Source organism: Streptomyces sp. NPDC050085 (assembly GCF_044460595.1).
In the GTDB taxonomy this organism is placed as follows: domain Bacteria; phylum Actinomycetota; class Actinomycetes; order Streptomycetales; family Streptomycetaceae; genus Streptomyces.
In genome coordinates this window covers 775,422-796,469 of record NZ_JBITJZ010000003.1, presented here as the reverse complement: position 1 = coordinate 796,469, position 21,048 = coordinate 775,422, and the positions used below count along the sequence as shown (strand labels likewise).

Genomic DNA, 21,048 nt, shown 5'->3' with positions numbered 1-21,048 from the left:
CTCGGGGTCTTGCTTCGCTTTCCGGCCTTTCGGCTTTCCGGCGAGTCCGACTCTATCAGATCCTTTCGGGCCTGATTCCCAGTCAGGGGGCTTTGCCTTCCCGGCTGTTGGGCCGTTCCGACGTCCCAAACATTAGCGGATCCTTGCTGCAGTTCCTAATCGAGTGGATCAGGGTTGCCGCACCCCAAATCGAATTGAATTCGGGCACGCCGAAATCAATCCCGTGGGGGAGATCGTGCTGGTGGTTTGGGTGCCGCTGATGCGGCGTGAGGTGCTGTCGGAGAACCGTTACGGCTCTGCGGCAACCCGAAGAACCTTACGGGCCGGGCCGGGCAGTGTCAACCCCCACCGCGTGCGACTTCGTAGCGCTGTCAGTCCAGGTCGCTGAGGCGGCCGCCGGCGTCCGGCTGGGCGTGTTCCACGCGGCGCAGGAGGCGGGTGAGGACCTCGCCGAGGACTCCGCGCTCGAGCGGGGTGAGGTCCTGGAGGAGCTCCTCCTCGAAGACGCTCGCCAGGCGCATCGCCTCGAGCCACTTCTCGCGACCCTGCGGGGTGAGCTCCACGATGACGCGGACCCGGTTGTTCTCGTCGCGGTCGCGGGTGACCAGGCCCTCCTGGACCATGCGGTCGATCCGGTGGGTCATCGCGGCGGGGGTCAGCCCCAGGCGCTTGGCCAGGTCGCCCGGGCCCATCCGGTACGGGGCGCCGGACAGGACGAGCGCCTTGAGGACCTCCCACTCGGCGTTGCTGATGCCGATCTCGGAAGTCTGGCGTCCGTACGCCACGTTCATCCGGCGGTTGAGTCTGCCGAGCGCCGAGACGATCTGCTCGACCTGGGGGTCGAGGTCCTGGAACTCGCGCTGGTACGCGGCGATCTGCTCGTCGAGGGTCGGCTCGGCTTGCGGCCCGCCCGGGGTGTCGGCCATGCCGCGCAGTATGGCACGCAAGTGGTTGGCGTTGAAGTCCTTCTCTGTGTATTGTTTAGGTTCTAACTTTAGCTTCGAAGTCTTCAGGGTTGAGTGCTCTTGACGGCTCGTTGATGTACGTCTTCCTCGGCCCCGCGGGCCGGGACAGCGAAAGGGCAGGTGAAAGTGACCAGGGCGATGGGCGCAGCGATGCGCCGGATTCAGGTGGGCAGCGCGCTGAGCGCGTTCGGCATCGGCTTCACGGTTCCGTTCCTTTACGTGTACGTGGCGGAGGTCCGGGATCTTGGTGCCAGTGCGGCCGGCATCGTGCTGGCCGCCTTCGCCACGGCCGCCCTGGTCGTCCTGCCCTTCACCGGTCGCGCCATCGACCGGCGCGGGCCGCTGCCCGTCCTGGTGGTGGCCTCGGTCGTGGCCTCCGTGGGTGCGATCAGCCTCGGGCTCGCGAGCAGTGAGCCGGCCGCCATCGGCGCCGCCGCCGTGCTCGGCGCCGGTACGGCAGTGCTGCAGCCCGCGCTCGCGACCATGATCGTGTGGTGCTCGGCGCCCGAGTCGCGGACGCGGTCGTTCGCGACGCAGTTCTTCCTGCAGAACCTGGGGCTTGGCATAGGCGGCCTCATCGGCGGTCAGATCGTCGATGTGGACCGGCCGGACAGCTTCCTGCTGCTCTTCGGCATCGAGGCCGTGATGTTCCTGGTGCTCGCCGCGGTCGTGCTGAGCGTGCGGATGCCGCACGCGCCGTCGTTCGGCGAGGCCCGGCCCAAGGGCGAGTCGAAGGGCGGGCTGCGGGCGCTGCTCGGGAACCGGGCGATGGTGCAGCTGTGCATCCTCGGCTTCGTGCTGTTCTTCGCCTGCTACGGGCAGTTCGAGTCGGGGCTGAGCGCCTACGGTGTCGAGGCCGCCGGGATCTCGCCGTCCACGCTCGGCATCGCGCTGGCCGCCAACACCGCGATGATCGTGGTCGCGCAGTTCGCCGTGCTGAAGTTCGTCGAGCACAGGAAGCGGTCGCGGGTGATCGCCGCCGTCGGTCTCATCTGGGCCGTCGCCTGGGTCTTCGCGGGGTACGCGGGGGTCGGGCACGGCAGCCAGGCCATGGCCACCGCCGCGTTCATCTCCACGTACGCGCTCTTCGGGCTCGGTGAGTCGATGCTGTCGCCGACCGTGGCGCCGCTGGTCGCCGATCTCGCGCCGGCCGGGATGGTCGGGTCGTACAACTCGGCCTTCGCGCTGGTGAAGCAGCTCGCGCTGGCCGTCGGTCCGGCCGTCGGCGGGCCGATGGGGGCCGCGCTGCACGGGCCGTACATCGTGACGTTCCTGCTGTTCTCGCTCGGGATCACGTTCCTCGCGCTGCGGCTCGGGAAGCAGCTCACCCCCGTACAGGACCAGCCGTCGCTGGCCGGGAGCCGTGTGGTCATGCAGAGTGCTCCGCCGCAGCCCGCTGCCGCGGAGGCGTGAGCGGCGGAGCGATGAGTACGTAGCGATGAGTGCGCAGCAAGCGATGCGTGCGTGGGGCGGTCGGTGCCTTTCGGGGCCGGCCGCCCTTTCGCGTCTGTCAGGGCGTGCCGGTCGGGAGGACGAACTCGCACCAGACCGCCTTGCCGCCGCCCGGGGTGCGGCGCGAGCCCCAGTTCGAGGCGATGGTGGCGACGATGGCGATGCCGCGGCCCGTCTCGTCGCCCGGTTCGGCGCGGCGGCGGCGCGGGAGGTGGTCGTCGCCGTCGGTGACCTCGATGATCAGGCGGCGGTCCGTGCGGCGCAGGCGCAGGCGCATGGGCGGGGTGCCGTGCTGGAGGGAGTTCGCGACGAGTTCGCTGGCGGCCAGGACGCCCAGGTCGTGCAGTTCGGGGGCGAAGCGCCAGCTCGTGAGGACGCCGGACGCGAAGGCACGCGCGCGTGGGGCCGCTTCGACGCCGCCGAGGAGTTCCAGGGCGGCGTTGCGGAAGAGTTCGCCGTCGGCGCCCTTGCGGGCCGGGTGCTGGAGGACCAGGACCGCCACGTCGTCGTCGTGGTCCGCCGTCACTCCGGCCGCGCGGATCAGGCGGTCGCAGATCACCTGGGGGGTGCCGGTCGCGCCCGAGAGCGCGTGCTCGATGGCGGCCACGCCCTCGTCGATGTCCTCGTCCCTGCGCTCCACCAGGCCGTCGGTGTACAGGACCGCCGTGGAGCCGGGGCCCAGCGGCACCGAGCCCGACGCGTGCAGCCAGCCGCCGGTGCCGAGGGGCGGGCCCGTGGGCTCCTCGGCGCGGTGGATCGTGCCGTTCTCGTCGCGTACGAGGATGGGGAGGTGGCCCGCGGACGCGTAGACGAGGCGGCCCTCGTTCGGGTCGTGGACCGCGTAGACGCACGTGGCGATCTGCTGCGGGTCGATCTCGGTGGCCAGGCCGTCGAGGAGCTGCAGGACCTCGTGCGGCGGCAGGTCGAGCCGGGCGTATGCGCGTACGGCCGTGCGGAGCTGGCCCATCACGGCCGCTGCCCGGACGCCTCGGCCCATGACGTCGCCGATGACGAGGGCCGTGCGGCCGCCGCCGAGAGTGATGACGTCGTACCAGTCGCCGCCGACCGCGGCCTCGGTGCCGCCCGGCTGGTACGTGGCGGCGATGCGCAGGTCGTCGGGCTCCTCCAACTCCTGCGGCAGCAGGGAGCGTTGGAGGGTGACCGCCGTCTCGCGCTGTTGGCGTTCGCTCGTACGCAGCCGTTCCGCCGCCTCCGCGTGGTCCGTCACGTCCGCCGCGAAGATCAGGACGCCGGGGCCCTCCCCCGTCTCCAGCGGGGTGCACGTCACCGTGTACGAGCGGCCGCCCGCGCTCTTGCGGGACTTGACCGTGCGGGGTTTCGCGCTGCGCAGCACCTGGTCGAGGAGGGGCAGCAGGCTGAGCTCGTCGAGTTCGGGCAGGGCCTCGCGCGCCGGCTCGCCGAGGGGGCGCTCGCCGAAGGCCGCGGTGTACGCGTCGTTGACGTACGCGATGCGGTGGTCGGGGCCGTGCACCAGGGCGACGAGGGCGGGGATGCGGTCCAGGACGTCGCGGGCGGGCAGCTGGTCGACGCCGCCGCCGATGCCTCCGCCCTGTTCGGGGTCTTCGGGCAGATGCTCGGCGCGGGCCGCGGGCACGGCGCTCTCGCCTCGCTGGGGTACGCCGATCTCGGCCCGCGCGGCGGCGCGGCGCTGCGTTCCGGGGAGCCGGGCGCTCCAGCGCGTGAAGTTCACTGTGGGACAAGCCTCGTGGGGTCGAGGGCGGGCGATGGGGCCCGTCCAGGGTCGGGGACCAGTCTGGCCGACCGTACTGACAAACGTCAGACGCCGGTCCGGGAGCGGGAGTTCCACGCTCCGGTCGAACGGTGGTCGAAACTTCGGGCGGCCGGTCGGTGCCCGGGCGTCGGCGGAGCGGTCAGGGGGTCCCCTCCGGCCCGGTGGAAGGCGGCGGAGAAGGGTCCTCAGGAGGGACGGACCCGGCCGCGAGTTCGAACTCCGCGCGTGGCTGCTCCAGGGAGCCCAGCGAGACGATCTCCCGCTTGAACAGGCCGGAGAGCGTCCATTCGGACAGGACGCGGGCCTTCCGGTTGATGGTGGGCACCCTGCTGAGGTGGTAGACGCGGTGCATGAACCAGGCAGGGTAGCCCTTCAGCTTGCGCCCGTAGACGTGCGCGACACCTTTGTGCAGACCGAGCGAGGCGACGGAGCCCACGTACGCGTGCTCGTAATCGGTGAGCGGCCGGCCGCTCAGGGACGCCGCGATGTTGTCGGCGAGCGTCTTGGTCTGGCGCACCGCGTGCTGGGCGTTCGGGGCGCACTCCTTGCCCGGTTCCTGCGCCGTGACGTCCGGGACCGCGGCCGCGTCGCCCGCGCCCCACGCGTGCGGGGCGCCGTCCACGGCGAGTTGGGCGGTGCACTTGAGGCGGCCGCGCTCGGTGAGCGGCAGGTCGGTGGCGGCGAGCAGCGGTGCGGGTTTGACGCCGGCCGTCCACACGACCGTACGGGTGGGGAAGCGGGAGCCGTCGGAGAGGACGGCGACGCGGTTCTCGCAGGATTCGAGGCGGGTCTCGAGGCGTACGTCGATGTTGCGGGCGCGCAGTTCGCGGATCGTGTACTGGCCCATTTCCGGGCCCACTTCGGGCAGGATCCGGTCGCTGGCCTCGACGAGGATCCACTTCAGGTCCTCGGCCTTGACGTTGTGGTAGTACTTCGCCGCGTACCGGGCCATGTCCTCCAGCTCGCCGAGTGCCTCGACTCCCGCGTATCCGCCGCCTACGAAGACGAAGGTCAGGGCGGCGTCCCGGATCGCCGGGTCGCGCGTGGAGGAGGCGATGTCGAGCTGCTCGATGACGTGGTTGCGCAGGCCGACGGCCTCCTCGACGGTCTTGAAGCCGATGCCGAACTCGGCGAGGCCGGGGACCGGGAGCGTGCGGGAGACCGAGCCGGGGGCCAGGACCAGTTCGGTGTACGTGAGCGGGGCCGGGCCCGTGCCCTCCTCGTCGCTGGCGAGGGTGGTGTACATGGCGGTGCGCTTGGCGTGGTCGACGGAGACCACCTCGCCGACGACGACCTCGCAGTGCGGCAGGACGCTGCGCAGCGGGACGACGACGTGGCGCGGGGAGATCGATCCGGCGGCCGCCTCCGGCAGGAACGGCTGATACGTCATGTACGGATCGGGGGTGACGACCACGATCTCCACGGCGCCGCTCCTGAGCTCGTGTTTGAGCTTCTTCTGGAGGCGCAGGGCGGTGTACATCCCGACGTAGCCGCCGCCCACCACGAGAATGCGGGCGGGACCCGGTGGAGTCGTCTTTGACATCGTCACCACCCCATGACGCATCGGGCCCTTGCGTTTGTCCACAGCCCCGGCAATTTGTGTGACGGAGCGGAGGGCCCCGTACCGGTCGGACGGTCGACCGGGGCGCGGGGAAGGTGTGCAGGTCAGCGGGTAGGACGGGGGTGGACGATGGGGGTGCAATCGGGGCGGAATCGCCGCGTACTCCGTTCGGGGGGCGCTCCGTGCGGAACCTGCCCCTTCTGAATTGACTCCCGCTCAACTATGTTCGTGTGCTGTCGGGGTGTCGGGGGATGCACTGGCGGGCCCGCCGGGCGGACCCGGGAAATCAACGTCTGTTCCTCACGCTCCGACTGACATGGCGGGGAGTGTCTCCGGGGGGAGACGTCATTACCGGGGGAACAGATATGCACATTCAGGACTCTCATTGGACCTCGGCGTCAGCCGCCCTGCCCACGGGCGGGGGCGGTAGCGCCAACGGGCGTGGTGCGAACGACAGTTCGCGCTCCACGCCGCTGCGGGTGGACGCCCAGCGCAATCTTGAGCACGTGCTGCGCGCGGCCCGCGAGGTGTTCGGCGAGCTGGGGTACGGGGCGCCCATGGAGGACGTGGCGCGCCGCGCGCGCGTCGGCGTGGGCACGGTGTACCGGCGCTTTCCCAGCAAGGACGTACTGGTGCGACGGATAGCCGAGGAGGAGACGGCCCGGCTGACCGACCAGGCACGTACGGCGCTCGGCCAGGAGGACGAACCGTGGTCGGCGCTCTCGCGCTTCCTGCGGACGTCGGTCGCCTCGGGCGCGGGCCGGCTGCTTCCGCCGCAGGTGCTGCGGGTGGGTGTGGCCGACGAGCGGGCCGATGGCGCCCGGGACGAGACGCGTGTCCCGGAACAGCGCAACGGTGCGCCCGAGCTGCGGCTCGTGGAGCAGCGGACGGCGCCGCTCGACGAGAGCGTGGACGGTCTGGGTCCCGACGACGCGGGGGCGGCGACGCTGCTCGAAGTCGTGGGGCGGCTCGTGGACCGGGCGCGCGAGGCCGGTGAGCTGCGTGCCGACGTGACCGTGTCGGACGTGCTGCTGGTCATCGCGACGGCGGCGCCCTCGCTGCCGGACGCCGCGCAGCAGGCGGCGGCTTCGGCCCGGCTGCTCGACATCCTGCTGGAGGGGCTGCGCTCGCGGCCCGCTTGAGCCGCACGTCTCGTACGGTCCGTCTCGTACGGTCCGTCTCGTACGGGCGGTGTTCCACGGATTGACCGCGGGCGGCCGCTATGTGCCGTTCGCGGTCAACTGCCTTGTACAGCAAGCCCGTTGAGCCTTCCCCGGACGGGTGACGGCTAGTGCTCGGGTGCGGGAATACTCCACGGATGAGTGGTTGCTGTGCACAGGCCCTCGCCGTGGCCCCGCTGTGTGGCACGCTTTCCCGGTGATCGGGCTGGCAGTGTGCAGGCGGGGGCTTCCGCGATGAGCGTTGACGGGCAGAGCGAGCAGCGGCCCGACGGTGGGGAGTCGTCCACGGACGGCCTCACCTCGCAGCAGGTGCCGAGCCAGGGAGGACCCGGGCGCACTCCGGGCTCGCCGTCGGGCGGAGCCTCTGGCGGGGCTTCCGGCGGGGTGCAGAGCGAGCCTCAGGGTGACGCCGACGTATCCGTGCCCGCACAGCGCGAGAGTGTCCCTGCGGGCGCCTCAGGCAGTGAACTCCCGTTGTCCGACGCCGACTTGATCGGGCGGATGCGCGGGGGCGACGACAGCGCGTACGAGGAGCTGTACCGCCGGCACAACGCCGCCGTCCGCCGCTACGCGCGCACGTGCTGCCGTGACGCGCACACCGCCGACGACCTCACGGCCGAGGTGTTCGCCCGCATGCTGGGCGCGGTCCGCGGCGGCAGCGGGCCCGAGCACGCGGTGCGCGCCTATCTGCTGACCACGGTGCGCCGCGTCGCCGCCAACTGGACGAAGTCGGCCAAAAGAGAACAACTAGTCGATGACTTCGCGGTGTTCGCCGCGCAGGCGGCCCGCTCGAGCGAGGTCGCGGACGACGACACCCTCGACCTGGGCGCCGATGTCCGCGCCATGCACGAGGCCGAGCAGTCGATGGCCATGCAGGCCTTCCGCTCGCTGCCCGAGCGCTGGCAGGCCGTGCTGTGGCACACCGAGGTCGAGGACGAGTCGCCGAGCGAGGTCGCCACGCTCTTCGGGCTCGACGCCAACGGCACGCGCGTGCTGGCCAAGCGGGCCCGCGAAGGCCTGAAGGAGGCCTACCTCCAGGCGCACGTCTCCGCGACGCTCACCGAGTCCGAGGAGTGCTCCCGCTACGCGGACCGGCTCGGCGCGTACGCGCGCGGCAGTCTGCGTACGCGCGCCGAGCGCGGGCTGCGCAAGCACCTGGAGGAGTGCGCCAAGTGCCGCCTCGCGGCAGGCCAGATCAAGGAAGTCGCCAGCGGCATCCCGGGTGTCGTGCCGGTCGCGGTCATCGGTTGGTTCGGTGCTGCCGGGTACGCGAAGGTGGCCGCGCTCATCGCCGGCGGTGGCGCCGCGGGTGCGGCCGGTGCCGGTGCCGGTGCGGCCGCGGCGGCCAGTGGCTCGTCGAGCGGGGGCGCGGCCGGAGGTGCCGCGTCCGAAGGGCTCGGGGCGCCCGCGAAGGCCGGGATCGCGGCCGGTGTGGTGGCGGCCGGGGTCGCCGTCGCCGTGGCCATCGCGCTCGCCGGGGACCCGAAGCCGAAGCCCGAGGCCAAGGCGGAGAAGCCGCCGGTGTCACAGCCGGTGCCGCCCGCCCCGAAGCCGTCCCCGGAGCCGCCGAAGCCCCAGCCCAAGCCCAAGCCTCCGGCGCCGAAACCCACCCCGAAGCCGAAGCCGACGCCGACCAAGCCCAAGCCGACGCCGAAGCCGACCCCGAAGCCGACGCCGCCCAAGCCCACGCCCCCCAAGCCGAAGCCGACGCCCAAGCCGACACCTCCGAAGCCGACTCCCCCGCCGCCGCCCCCGGCCACGTACCAGCTGAACCAGCTGGAGTACGGCGTCCTGGGCGACGGCACCAAGCCCGAGATCCGGCTCGGCGAGAGCAGTTGGGTCTGGCAGCGCTACGGCATGTCGATCGCCGACAAGACGTATGCGAACGGGGTGTCGGTGCACGCCGAGTCCTCCGTCACCATCGACCTCAACCGCAGCTGCACCGCCTACGACGCGTACGCCGGTGTCGACGACATGACGCTCGGGCTCGGCGCCGTCCGGTTCTCCGTCTACGTCGACGGGGCGCAGGCCTGGAGCTCGCCGGTGGTGCGCGGCAACGACCCGGCGGTGCCGGTCCATGTGAACCTCACGGGGCACAAGACGATCCGGCTCGTGGTCGACCCGCACACCCCGTTCGGCGCGGTGGCGATCGCGGACTGGGCCCAGTCCCAGTTCACCTGCGGCTGAGCGGCGCTCGACGACCGGCGCTCAGTCGCCGGCGGCGGGTGACAGCTCGGCGAGGATCTGCTCCTGGCCGAGGGCCGTGCCCGCCGCGTACGCCGTCTCGTACCCGGTGTCGCCGAGCTCGGTCCGGGCGCGGGCCTCGACCGCCTCGTACTCGGCCCGCTCGGGCATCGGCCGCTCCTGGCCGTCGCGCAGCCGGTCGGACGCCGCGAACAGCCGCACCGCGCGCGCCATGTCCCCGTCGCGGCCCACCAGTTCGGCCCCGATGTCGATCAGGCCCGCGGTCACCGTCTCCGCGCAGCGCCCCAGGACCGCGTCGCTCAGCACGCCGACGAGGAGCGCGCGGCCGGCCGCGGGGCCCGACTCGGCCGCCGTGACACGGGCGTCGACCGCGCCGAGCGCCGCGATGAACTGTGGCGGCGGGGTGCCGCCCAGGGCGATCGCGCGGGCCGCGTCGCACAGTTCGCGCGCGCGGGGCACGTCCCCGTCGGACAGCACGAACTGGGCCCGCAGCAGCATGACGAACGCCGCGGTGTCCGCGACCGCCGACTGCTCCGCCTCCTCGCTCGCCAGGTCGAGGGTCCTCTGCGCGGTCTCCCGGTCACCCTCCCGGTAGGCGATCTCGGCGAGGCGGGCGATCAGGAACGGCGTCTCCGCGTACGCCCCCACCTCGTAGGCAAGGCGCAGGGCCTCTTCGTACTCGGCCTTCGCCTCCTTGAAGCGGCCGCGGCCCGAAGCGGCCTCGCCCGCGGCGCTGCACACCTGCGCGCGCATCCAGCGGTCGCCCACCCGGCGGCTGATGTCCCGCAGTTCGACCAGGTCGTCGTCCACGCCCCGCATGTTGCCCGGCATGTCGACGGCCATGTGCGTACGGAACATCAGCGTCACGCCGATCTCCCAGTCGCCCCCGTGCACACGGCAGTTGGCGAGAGCCTCGTCCAGGGAGGCACGCGCGTCCCGCACCTCGCCGCCGATGAAGATCGAGAACGGCCAGATGATCCCCGGGAAGCGGGCACCCTGCGGGCTGGGCGGCTGGAACGCGGCCCGCAGCCGCTCCACGTACGCCCGGTCCTCGTCGCTGGTCGGCATGGACTGGGGGGTGGATTCGGAGGTCAGGAAGAGACCGAGCAGACGTACGTTCATCCGCGGCCAGTACAGCGGGTCCTCCGGGTCGTCCGGCAGGTCCCGGTCCGGCAGCAGCGTGAGGACCTCCTCGACCCAACCCGCTCCCTCCGGGCCGTAGTTGCGCAGCCACCAGAACCAGCCCAGATGCAGCGCGAGGGCGATGGCCGTCTCCTCGTCGGCCAGGTCCGGGTCGCTCGTCACGCGCGCGAGGGCCAGGCGAATGTTGTCGAGCTCCGTCTCCAGGCGGTGGATCCACGGGAGTTGGCCCGCCGCACGCAGCTCGGGGTCGGCCTTCTCCGCCAGGGCCCGGACGAAGTCGAGGTGCCGGCGCATCGCCGACAGGCGCAGCTCGGGCGTCTCGGCGGCCCGCTCCGTCGCGTACTCCTGGATGGTCTCCAGCATGCGGTAGCGCATGCCGGAGCCGGTGGCGTCCGGGGTCTCGTGGGGCGTCGCGATCAGGAGGGACTTGTCCACCAGGGCGCCGATGAGGTCGGCGGCGTCCGGCGGGGAGCAGACCGCCTCCGCCGCCTCCAGGTCCCAGCCACCCGCGAAGACCGACAGCTCGCGCAGGACGGTGCGCTCCTGGTCGTCGAGCAGGTCCCAGGACCAGTCGACGACCGCGCGCAGCGTCTGCTGGCGGGGCAGAACGGTGCGGCTGCCGCTGGTCAGCAGGCGGAAGCGGTCGTCGAGGCGGTCCGCGATCTGGCGGGGCGAGAGCAACCTGAGGCGGGCCGCCGCCAGCTCGATGGCCAGCGGCAGTCCGTCCAGGCGGCGGCAGATCTCGGCGACCGCGGCCCGGTCCTTGTCGGGGTCGAAGCCGGGGCGCACGGCTCGGGCCCGCTCGGTGAACAGGCGGTGCGCCGGGTCCGGGGGCAGCGGCTCGACCGGGCGCACCGACTCCCCCGGGACGCCGAGGGGTTCGCGGCTGGTGGCGAGGATCGTGAGACCCGGGCAGTGGGTGAGGAGGGTCTCGGCGAGCTCCGCCGCCGCGTCGATGACATGTTCGCAGTTGTCAAGGATCAAGAGCTGGCTGCGGTGGGCGCAGTGCTCCAGGAGGAGGCTGGTCGGGTCGTCGTGCTGGCCCGACAACTCGTTCGTCATCAGGACCGTCTCGCGCAGACCGAGGGCGCTGACGACCGCGCCCGGGACCCCTCGCGGGTCGTCGAGCGGCGCCAGCTCGACCAGCCAGGCCTGCGGGAGGGGGGCGGCTGCCTCCTCGGCCAGACGGGTCTTGCCGGAGCCGCCCGGGCCCGTGAGTGTGACCAGGCGTGCTCCTTGCAATTCCGAACGGATGGCGGCCAGTTCGGGTTCCCGTCCGACGAAGGAATTCAGGCGGGGGCGGAGGTTGCCTATGCGAATTGGGGGGCGGGTGTTGGTGGGTGGGGCGGGTGTTGGCGATGAGCTGAGTGTTGGGGGTGAGGCGGGTGTTGGCTGCGCTGCCTGGGCTTTCTGTGGCGCCGGGTCGTTCAGCAACTGCGCGTGGAGGGACGTCAGTTCCTGGCCCGGGTCCGCGCCCAGGCCATCCGCGAGGGTGCGGCGGGCCGTCTCGTACGCGGCGAGGGCGTCCGCGCCCCGGCCCGCCGCGCGCAGGGCCCGGATGAGGAGGGCGTGCAGCGGCTCGTCGTACGGGTACGTCGTGGTCAGTTCCCGCAGTTCCGGTACGAGTTCGGGGGCGCGGCCCAGGAGGAGGTCCGCTTCCGCCCGGGCGCGGGTCGCCTCCAGGCGCTGGGCCTCGGGGCGGGTGGCGGCGGTCTGGTCGGGCAGGTCGGCCAGGGCGGGGCCGCGCCACAGGGCGAGGGCCTGGCGCAGGGCGCGGGCCGCGGTCGCCGGGTCGTTCGCGGCCAGGGCCGCGGTGCCCTCGCGGGTCAGGCGCTCGAAGACGTACAGGTCGATGTCCTCGCGGGTCGCGGCGAGCCGGTAGCCGCCGGTCTCCGAGGTGACCGCCTCCTTGCCGAGCGCACGGCGGAGCCGGCCGATCAGGGCCTGGAGGGCGGCCGGGGCGTCGACGGGCGGGGCGTCGGCCCAGACGTCGTCGATGAGGGCCTCGGTGGGGGCGGTGTGCGGGGTGTGCAGGGCCAGGGAGGTGAGCAGGGCGCGGACGCGGGGCCCGCCCACGAGCACGGGCCTGCCCTCGTCGTCGTGGGCCTGCGCCGTGCCCAGGATTGTGTACTGCACTTGGGCATTGTCCCTGGTTCGGGTGGGTGGGTGCGGGGGTTTCTTGGCGGGGGTGGAGTGCGGGGTTGTTGGGGTGGTCGGGCGGGGTGTGGGGTTTCGATCGGGGGCGGGGCGGGGGCTTGTTTGGGCGGGCGCCCGGCGCTGGGGGCTTCGATCAGGGGCGGGGCAGGACCCTGTTTGGGCGGGTGCCCGGCGCTGGGGGCTTCGATCGGGGGCGAGGCAGGACCCTGTTTGGACGGGCGCCCGGCACTGGGGGCTTCGATCAGGGGCGAGGCAAGACCCCGTTTGGACGGGCGCCCGGCGCTGGGGGCTTCGATCGGGGGCGAGGCAGGACCCTGTTTGGACGGGCGCCCGGCGCTCGGGCCTGCGCCCCGGGTCGAGGCGGGACCCACCTCGCACAGCCACCCAACACCCAAGGCCTCAACCCGAACCGAGACAGAACCCACCTCGCACAGCCACCCAACACCCAAGGCCCCGACCCGAACCGAGACAGAACCCACCTCGCACAGCCACCCAACACCCAAGGCCCCGACCCGAACCGAGACAGAACCCACCTCGGACTGCCCCAGAACGCACCCCGCCCCCGGACGCCGAACCACCCTCCCCAACAGACCCGAGGACAATTCCCGCCCAACGCCGAGCACCGCCCAGGACAAGCCGAGGACAAGCCGAAGACAAGCCGAGGGCAGGATCCCGCCCGGCGGAGCGTCAGCCCGCCCCCAACGCCCGTTCCGGGACCACGCTGCCCGAGGGGACCGCTCGGGCGCGGGCCGGGGTGCCGGTCCAGCACGTGCCTCGGCGGGAGAGGAGGCGGCGCAGCCACAGTTCCAGGGCGACCAGGTCGGCCAGGCCGTCGAGCGGCAGGGGCTCTCCGTCCGCGGCCGCGCGGAGCGCCTTGCGGACGACTCGGGCCTCGATCAGGCCCGTCTGCGCGAGGAGCGGGGTGTCGAACAGGGCGATCAGGTGGTCCGCCGCCACGCGCAGGCCCGTGCGCGCGGCCGCCGCGGAGGACGCGTGCGAGGGGGCGCCCCAGCCCGGCGGCAGGTCGGCCACGCCCGCGCCTTCGAGGACCGTGCGCAGGATCGTCGCGCGGGCGCCCGGCTGGACGCGGAGGGCCTCGGGAAGGGCTCGGCAGGCGCGGACCACCTGGTTGTCCAGGAACGGGGCGTGCAGCCGCTGGAAGCGGATCTCCGCGGCCTGTTCGAGGATGCGCAGGTCCGCGGCGTGCCGGGCCAGTGCGGCGCGGGCCCGGAACTCGCCCGGGCGCTGACCGGGCCCGGCTCCCGGCCGCGTCGCACCCTGATGCAGGCGAACCGATACTTCAGCGAGGGCCTCGCCCGTCAGCCAGCGCGCGGCGGGACCGGGTCTCGCCCACGTGAGGGCCGCGAGGGACGCCCCGACGGCGCCGCCCGGTTCGTCGAAGCTGCGGTGCAGGAGGCGGTCCGCGAGGTTCTCCACGCCCGCCTTGTAGGGCGTACGGGCGAGCTTGCGGGCAGCGCCGTACACGCGCGCGGGCACCGTGAAGGAACCGTCCGCCTTCGTGAGGGCCGCTACGGGGCGGACCATGTGGCGGCGGCGCCGGTCCATCAACAGGTCGGTGAGGCGCGCCGGATGGGCGTCCAGGACCTGGCGTGCTCCGTAGCCCGTGAAGTGGTCGGCGCTTCCGGAGGCGAGGCGTGCGCGGTGGCGGGCCGCGGTGACGAGGGTGGCGGACGGTTCGTCCGTGAGCGGGCCTTCCAAGTCGGCGTAAGGGAGCGCCTCTTCGCCTGCCGCCACCACTACGTGGTGGAGGCGTGGGTTCGCCGCGATCGCTCCCGCCCGTTCAAGTTCCGCCTCGTGGTTGGTCGTCGAGGTGGAGATGTCGTTGAAGGTGACGGCGAGGAGGCGTTCGCCCGCGCCCGTGCCGTGGCCGAGGACCGTGCCCGGCAGGCCCGGCAGGCCCGCTGCCAGGAGGGCGAGGGTGCCGGATGCGGGGCCGCCGGAGAGGTCCGCGCCGATGCCGGGCACGGGCATGCCGCGGGCCGCGCGGCGCTCGGCCGGCCCCATGCCGGGCACGGGCCCGGGGTCGAGATCGGTGCCGGGCACATGCCGGGGTGCGGCGAGGCGGGCCCGTACGGCGTCCACGAGGGCGTCCCGTACGCCCGCCACGGCGCTTTCGGGGTCGGTGGCGGCGGCGGACACCGCGAGCGACGCCACCGGCTCGTAGCCGGCGATCTCGCGGGCTCCGGCGCGCAGGATCAGCGCGTGTCCCGGCGGGATGCGGCGCACGCCCTGGTACGGCGTCGAGTCGTGCAGCGCCTCGGGGACGTCGGGGGTGGCGAGCAGCGCGGCCAAGTGGCCGACGTCCAGGTTGGCTTCGATGAGGTCGGCCAGCGGCAGGGCGGCGGTCGCGTACGCCGTGCCGCCCGCCCACGGCGTGTAGAAGACCGGGCGGGCACCGGCGAGGTCGCCGATCACGGTGACGCGGCGGCCCGCCTGGACGACGGCCGTGTAGCTGCCCGGCCAGTTGGTGAGGTGGCGCAGGGCGCCGCCGCGCGCGGTGAGGAGCCCGACGCGCAGTTGTTCGTCGGAGGCGCCGCACACGCCGAGGACCGCGATCCGCGTCTGGTCGTCGATCTTCACGATGCGCACCTCGTCGGGGCGCCAGTCGCCGACGGCCCACAGCGGGTCCGGGTCGCCCCACAGGAGGTGCGAGCCGACCGGGTGTACCGTTTCGCCTTCCGTTCCGGTGGCTCCCGCGGACGCGAAGGTCACAGGACCGGCGGCGGTACTGCTCCATCCCACCAACCACCGCATCGCCGCCTCCACAACCTGTGGACAACCAAGGGCTCCCCATGCTGCCACGAAGAAGGCGGACAAGAGACGGCAACCGAAGGGGCAAGTAGGGAGCGGGAAATGGCGTGCGCTCCCCTTAATGCGCCCCTTTTGAGCCGTAGTTGAACCGTGGCACCACCACGGCAACGCAGGACGACAGGGTCGAGATTCGGCCAAATCAGCCGCTGTTGGCCGGAGCTGGACACCCCGCTTCGGCCACAGCGCGCAACGCACAGTCCGGGAGGCGCACATCGCCTCCCGGACCGGTCCGCCGCCCGCGGGGATGTAGGCGGCGGTGTCCCCCAGCCCACTGGATCCAGTACAGCGGGCCGACCCACGCAGGTTCCATGGAAGCGCTCCCCCCATGTCCGGGTAAGAGCGCACGCACGGGCGCACGGCGCCACACCCGGAGCACACGGTCACGCGGCGTGGCCTGGGCCGTACTTCCGTACGGACAACAATCTCGCCATCCGGAACTTCGACCCTTAACGCTTGGGATTCGGCGAACTACGCTGGGTGTACGAATGCCGCGCGGTTATGCCAGTCCTGAGCCAGTCGGGCAGGGCCGGGGTGATGCCAGGCGCGGCAGCCGTCTGTGTCGAGGGGTGGCGCATGTCCAGGGAGCAACGCGGGCCGAACGAGAAACTCGGCGCCGTTCTCGCCCTCGCGGGAATCAGCAACGCAGGACTCGCACGCCGCGTCAACGACCTTGGCGCACAACGCGGGTTGACACTTCGCTATGACAAAACGTCGGTGGCGCGCTGGGTGTCGAAGGGCATGGTGCCGCAGGGCGCCGCCCCGCATCTGATCGCCGCCGCGATCGGCCAGAAGCTCGGCCGGCCCGTGCCGCTCCACGAGATCGGCCTGGCCGACGCGGATCCCGCACCCGAGGTGGGTCTCGCCTTCCCGCGCGACGTACGGCAGGCGGTGAAGTCGGCCACCGAGCTGTACCGGCTCGACCTCGCCGGGCGCCGGACGGGCGGCGGCATCTGGCAGTCCCTGGCCGGTTCCTTCGCGGTGAGCGCGTACGCGACTCCCGCTTCGCGGTGGCTGATTACGCCGGCCGACTCGTCGGTCGCGCGGGATGCGCACGCCGTGGAGGAGGGTTCACCGCAGAAGGTCGGCCACAGCGACGTACAGAAACTGCGTGAGGCCGCGGAGGACGCGAGGCGCTGGGACTCCAAGTACGGGGGCGGTGACTGGCGTTCGTCGATGGTCCCCGAGTGTCTGCGGGTCGAGGCGGCGCCGCTGCTGCTCGGCTCGTACTCGGACGACGTGGGCCGCTCCCTGTTCGGGGCGTCGGCCGAACTGACGCGGCTGGCCGGGTGGATGGCGTTCGACACCGGGCAGCAGGAGGCGGCGCAGCGGTACTACATCCAGGCGCTGCGCCTCGCGCGCGCGGCCGCGGACGTGCCGCTCGGCGGGTACGTGCTCGCCTCCATGTCGCTGCAGGCGACGTACCGCGGGTTCGGGGACGAGGGCGTCGACCTCGCGCAGGCGGCGCTCGAGCGCAACCGCGGCCTGGCGACCGCCCGCACCATGAGCTTCTTCCGGCTCGTCGAGGCACGCGCGCACGCGCGCGCCGGTGACGCGCAGGCCGCCGGGGCCGCGCTGCGGGCCGCCGAGGGCTGGCTGGAGCGGGCCCGCGACGGCGACAGCGATCCGTCCTGGCTCGGCTTCTACTCCTACGACCGGTTCGCCGCGGACGCCGCGGAGTGCTACCGGGACCTGAAGGCGCCGCGGCAGGTGCGGCGCTTCACGGAGCAGGCACTGTCGAAGCCGACCGAGGAGTTCGTACGCTCCCACGGGCTGCGGCTCGTGGTGTCGGCGGTGGCCGAGCTGGAGTCGGGGAACCTGGACGCGGCGTGCGAGCAGGGGACGCGGGCGCTCGAGGTGGCGGGGCGGATCTCGTCGGCGCGGACGACGGAGTACGTGAGGGACCTGCTGCACCGCCTCGAGCCGTACGGGGACGAGCCGCGGGTGGTGGAGCTGCGGGAGCGGGCGAGGCCGTTGCTGATGGCACCGGCGTAGCCGAAAGGCCTTCTCCCGCATGGATTGTCAGTGGCGTCGGGCAAGATGCAGGGCATGGAGGTGAGGCCTGGTGGGGACGGCTGTGGCGTATGACGGGGACGTGGTGGTGGTCGGCGGCGGGATCGTCGGGCTCGCCACCGCTTATGCCATCTCGCGCACCGCACCGGGCACCCGCGTCGTGGTCCTGGAGAAGGAGGCGGGCCCGGCCCGTCACCAGACGGGGCGCAACAGCGGAGTGATCCACAGCGGGATCTACTACCGTCCGGGTTCGCTCAAGGCGCGCTTCGCCGTGGGCGGAGCGGCCGAGATGGTCAAGTTCTGCGCGGAGTACGGGATCGCGCACGAGGTCACGGGCAAGCTGATCGTCGCCACCGGCCGTGCCGAGCTGCCCCGCCTGCACGCCCTCGTCCAGCGCGGCCGGGAGAACGGGATTCCGGTGCGGGAGCTCGGCGCCCCCCAGATCCAGGAGTACGAGCCCGAGGTGCGCGGCCTCGCCGCCATTCACGTGGGCACGACCGGGATCGCGGACTACCGGGCGGTCGCCGAGCACCTCGCGGAGGCGTCGGGGGCCGAGATCCGCTACGGGGCGGACGTGGTGCGCATCGACCGGCGGCCGGCGCGCGGTGTCGCCCTGCAGACCGCGGCCGGGGACGTGGTGCGCGCCAAGGTGCTGGTCAACTGCGCGGGGCTGCAGTGCGACCGCATCGCCCGGCTCACCGGGGACGACCCGGGGATGCGCATCGTGCCGTTCCGCGGCGAGTACTTCGACCTGGCCAGACCCGAGCTGGTCCGCGGCCTCGTCTACCCGGTCCCCGACCCGGCGTTCCCGTTCCTCGGCGTGCATCTGACCCGCGGCATCGGCGGCGGCGGCCGCAGTGTGCATGTCGGTCCGAACGCGGTACCGGCGCTGGCCCGCGAGGGCTACGACTGGGGCGTGATCCGCCCCCGCGAGCTCGCCGGGACGCTGGCCTGGCCGGGGTCCTGGCACATAGCGCGGCGCCACTGGCGGTACGGGGCAGGGGAGTTGAGACGCTCGGCGTCCAAGAGGGCGTTCACCGAGGCGGTGCGCCGGCTCCTGCCCGCGGTCACGCCGGAGGACCTGCTGCCCGCGCCGTCCGGGGTGCGGGCCCAGGCGGTGCTGCGCGACGGCACGCTGGTCGACGACTTCCTGATCCGCGAGGGCGCCCGCACGGTCCATGTGCTGAACGCGCCGTCGCCCGCCGCGACCGCCTCCCTGCCCATCGGCAGAGAGGTGGCCCGCCGGGCGCTCGACGCGCTCAACTCAGGCGACTAGTACGGAAGTTCAGCCGGTCGGGAGCTTGAAGGCCCGCACGACGCGCCCCGTGCCGACCGACTTCTCGCCCAGCAGATAGACGGTGCTGCCGTCGTAGGCGTACTGCGTGCCGGCCACGATCCCGATCCCGCTCGTCCCCTTCAGCGCCATCGCCCCCGCGACCTTCTGCCTGCCGGTACGCGGGTCGACGGCGAGCAGACGCTGGTCGAACGGGTTCTCGGGGTCGTCCTGGGCGACGTACAGCTTCTTGGCCGAGCCGTCGTAGCCGACGAGTTGGTAGGACTCGGTCTTCTTCCACAGCAGCTTGCCGGTCTTCAGGTCGACGCCGGCCAGGCCCTCGGCGTGCTTGTAGCCGGTGACCAGGACCGAGTCGTCGACGACGGTCGTGTGCCGTTCCTCGTCGATCTGCAGCTCGGCCAGGTCTCCGGTGAGCGGGAAGACCTTGCCGGGCTTGTCGTCCGGGAAGCTCTGCACGTACTGCTTCTCGTTCTTGTCCTGCAGGAGCACCGTGAGCGGACTCTCGGCGAGGATGCGGCTGACCTCGAGCTTCTGCGGATTGGAGTACGTCTTCTCGCCGCCGTACGCGGTGTCGGTGACCGTCAGCGCGTTGTGCGGCGAGACGTTGTCGCAGAAGCTGTGGCCGACGACGTAGGAGCTGCCGAAGATGACGCCGTCGTCGCAGTAGCGGGCGCGGGCGTAGAGCGGGTAGCCCTTGCCGCCCTGCGACTTCCAGTTGGAGATCGTGCTGGTGCCGCCGACGTTCGTGGTGAGCGTGTGGTCGTTGATGGCGATCTCGGCCTGCGAGGCGAAGGTGTTGTACTTCCCCGACATCTTCTGCGACCAGGTGATCTTGCCGCTGTCGACGTCGACGACGGAGACGATCGAGCAGTCGTCGCCGCCCGCGTCGAAGATGACGGCGAGCAGCCCGCGATCGCTGCCGTGACGGGACATCGCACACGGCTCACCCGCGCCCTTGGGCGCCGCCAGTTCCCACTTCACGGTGCCGTCCGACGGGTCGTAGGCGCGCACGCCCGTCTTGTCGCCGACGATCAGGTTGTCCTTGACCAGCTGGAAGTTGGGCAGGCCGTTGTCGCTGCCGCTGTCCGTCGTGTCGGTCTTGGCGAGGTCGGTGTCCCAGGCGAGCTGCAGGGCGTTCGAGGGCAGCTTGTCGTCGGTGCTGGAGCCCGACTGGTGCATGGTCGCCTTGTTCAGGACGAAGATGCCGCCGGCGCCGAGGACACCGAGGACGACGACGCAGGCCAGGATGATGCCGACGATCTTGCCGGTGTTCGACTTCGGCGGCTGCGGGGGCGGGGTGCCCCAGCCGCCGCCCTGGCCGGGATAGGGCTGCGGCTGCTGCTGCGGCTGTCCGTACGCCGGATACGCGGGCGGTGCCTGGACCGGCTGTGCGGGCGGCGGGCCCGGCGGCATCGGCGGCGGCGGGGGCATCGGCGCCCCGAACCCTCCGGGCTGCCCCTGTCCGGGCCCGGGTCCCTGACCCGGCGCCGGTCCGAAGCCCTGCTCATGCGACACGGTGATCCCCCGCTTCTCGTACGGCATCACGAGCCGCTCTCGTACGGCATCGCGAGCCGCAAGCATGCCGGACGCCGTCCGCGCGGTCGTCAGGGGTGCCCCGGGGACGGCGCGGGGCCGGTGCGGAACACGTAAAATCGCCCCACTGTGTCTGAGTCCGAAACCCCCCAGCGCCCCGCCCCGCCCGCGCGCCCGAACGAGCCGCGGTTCCCGGACGGGCCCAAGCCCGACCCCGCCGGATCGCACTTCGAGCGGCGCATCCGCAGCTTCCAGCCGCGCCGCAGCCGCGTCACCACCGCGCAGGCCGATGCGCTGCAGCGGTTGTGGCCGAAGTGGGGCCTCGACATCGACGGGCAGCGGGTCCTCGACCTGCCCGGCATGTTCGCCGGAGCCGGGGTCGACCGCATCGTCCTGGAGATCGGCTTCGGCATGGGCGAGGCCACCGCGCAGATGGCGGCCGACGACCCGTCGACCGGCATCCTCGCGGCCGACGTGCACACGCCCGGCCAGGGCAATCTGCTGAACCTGGCGGACCGCGGCGGCCTGACCAACGTACGGGTGGCGAACGGCGACGCGATCATCCTGCTGCGCGAGATGCTCCCCGCCGACAGCCTCGACGGCCTGCGGGTCTACTTCCCCGACCCCTGGCCCAAGGCCCGCCACCACAAGCGGCGCCTGATCCAGCCGGAGTTCCTCTCCCTGGTCGCGGGCCCGCTCAAGCCGGGTGCGCTCGTGCACTGCGCGACGGACTGGGAGGACTACGCCGAGCAGATGCTCGAGGTGCTGACCGCCCACCCCGACTACGAGAACACGGTGCCGGACGGCGGTTTCGCGCCGCGGCCCGCGTTCCGTCCCCTGACCCGCTTCGAGGGCAAGGGCCTGGACAAGAGCCACGTCGTGCACGACCTGCTGTTCCGACGCCGGTAGCACCTCGTGGGGAAGGCCCCGTCGCGGCGCCCCGCATCCCTCGTTAGGGTCAA

12 protein-coding genes are annotated in these 21,048 nt (G+C 72.5%); 6 read left to right on the top strand and 6 right to left on the bottom strand.

Features of this window, described 5'->3' with window-relative positions:
* Positions 1–371: 371 nt before the first annotated feature.
* Positions 372–926: a MarR family transcriptional regulator gene (locus ACIBUY_RS16070; protein WP_365561190.1), complete on the bottom strand. Its 555-nt coding sequence runs from the start codon at positions 924–926 to the stop codon at positions 372–374.
* Positions 927–1,103: 177 nt separating this feature from the next.
* Between ACIBUY_RS16070 and ACIBUY_RS16065 the strand changes: the two genes are divergently transcribed.
* Positions 1,104–2,378, top strand: a complete 1,275-nt coding sequence (locus ACIBUY_RS16065) for an MFS transporter (RefSeq protein WP_399152865.1) — start codon at positions 1,104–1,106, stop codon at positions 2,376–2,378.
* 97 nt (positions 2,379–2,475) lie between these two features.
* Here the strand turns inward: ACIBUY_RS16065 and ACIBUY_RS16060 are convergent, their stop codons facing one another.
* Positions 2,476–4,128: a SpoIIE family protein phosphatase gene (locus tag ACIBUY_RS16060; protein ID WP_365561185.1), complete on the bottom strand. Its 1,653-nt coding sequence runs from the start codon at positions 4,126–4,128 to the stop codon at positions 2,476–2,478.
* Between the two features lie 181 nt (positions 4,129–4,309).
* Positions 4,310–5,713 (bottom strand): NAD(P)/FAD-dependent oxidoreductase, encoded by a 1,404-nt coding sequence (locus tag ACIBUY_RS16055; protein ID WP_365561183.1) that lies wholly within the window; start codon positions 5,711–5,713, stop codon positions 4,310–4,312.
* 383 nt (positions 5,714–6,096) lie between these two features.
* Between ACIBUY_RS16055 and ACIBUY_RS16050 the strand changes: the two genes are divergently transcribed.
* Positions 6,097–6,873 carry a TetR family transcriptional regulator gene (locus ACIBUY_RS16050; protein WP_365561180.1) on the top strand — a complete coding sequence of 259 codons (777 nt, stop codon included), beginning with the start codon at positions 6,097–6,099 and terminating at the stop codon, positions 6,871–6,873.
* 273 nt (positions 6,874–7,146) lie between these two features.
* A complete protein-coding gene (locus ACIBUY_RS16045; protein ID WP_399152864.1) occupies positions 7,147–9,099 on the top strand; it encodes a sigma-70 family RNA polymerase sigma factor in 1,953 nt (650 codons plus the stop codon).
* 21 nt (positions 9,100–9,120) lie between these two features.
* Here the strand turns inward: ACIBUY_RS16045 and ACIBUY_RS16040 are convergent, their stop codons facing one another.
* Both ACIBUY_RS16040 and ACIBUY_RS16035 read right to left on the bottom strand, forming a co-directional pair.
* A complete protein-coding gene (locus ACIBUY_RS16040) occupies positions 9,121–12,396 on the bottom strand; it encodes an AfsR/SARP family transcriptional regulator (protein WP_399152863.1) in 3,276 nt (1,091 codons plus the stop codon).
* 708 nt (positions 12,397–13,104) lie between these two features.
* Positions 13,105–15,192 (bottom strand): asparagine synthase-related protein, encoded by a 2,088-nt coding sequence (locus ACIBUY_RS16035; protein WP_365561174.1) that lies wholly within the window; start codon positions 15,190–15,192, stop codon positions 13,105–13,107.
* Between the two features lie 630 nt (positions 15,193–15,822).
* Here ACIBUY_RS16035 and ACIBUY_RS16030 point away from each other — a divergent pair.
* Positions 15,823–17,241 (top strand): MFS transporter, encoded by a 1,419-nt coding sequence (locus tag ACIBUY_RS16030; RefSeq protein ID WP_365561171.1) that lies wholly within the window; start codon positions 15,823–15,825, stop codon positions 17,239–17,241.
* A 70-nt stretch (positions 17,242–17,311) separates the two neighbouring features.
* Positions 17,312–18,535 (top strand): L-2-hydroxyglutarate oxidase, encoded by a 1,224-nt coding sequence (gene lhgO, locus ACIBUY_RS16025; RefSeq protein WP_399152862.1) that lies wholly within the window; start codon positions 17,312–17,314, stop codon positions 18,533–18,535.
* Positions 18,536–18,544: 9 nt separating this feature from the next.
* Here the strand turns inward: lhgO and ACIBUY_RS16020 are convergent, their stop codons facing one another.
* A complete protein-coding gene (locus ACIBUY_RS16020) occupies positions 18,545–19,984 on the bottom strand; it encodes a PQQ-binding-like beta-propeller repeat protein (RefSeq protein WP_399152861.1) in 1,440 nt (479 codons plus the stop codon).
* A 231-nt stretch (positions 19,985–20,215) separates the two neighbouring features.
* On the opposite strand from ACIBUY_RS16020, the gene trmB reads away from it, so the two are divergent.
* Entirely contained in the window at positions 20,216–20,995 is a 780-nt protein-coding gene (gene trmB / locus ACIBUY_RS16015) for a tRNA (guanosine(46)-N7)-methyltransferase TrmB (protein WP_399152860.1), read from the top strand.
* Positions 20,996–21,048: the final 53 nt, after the last annotated feature.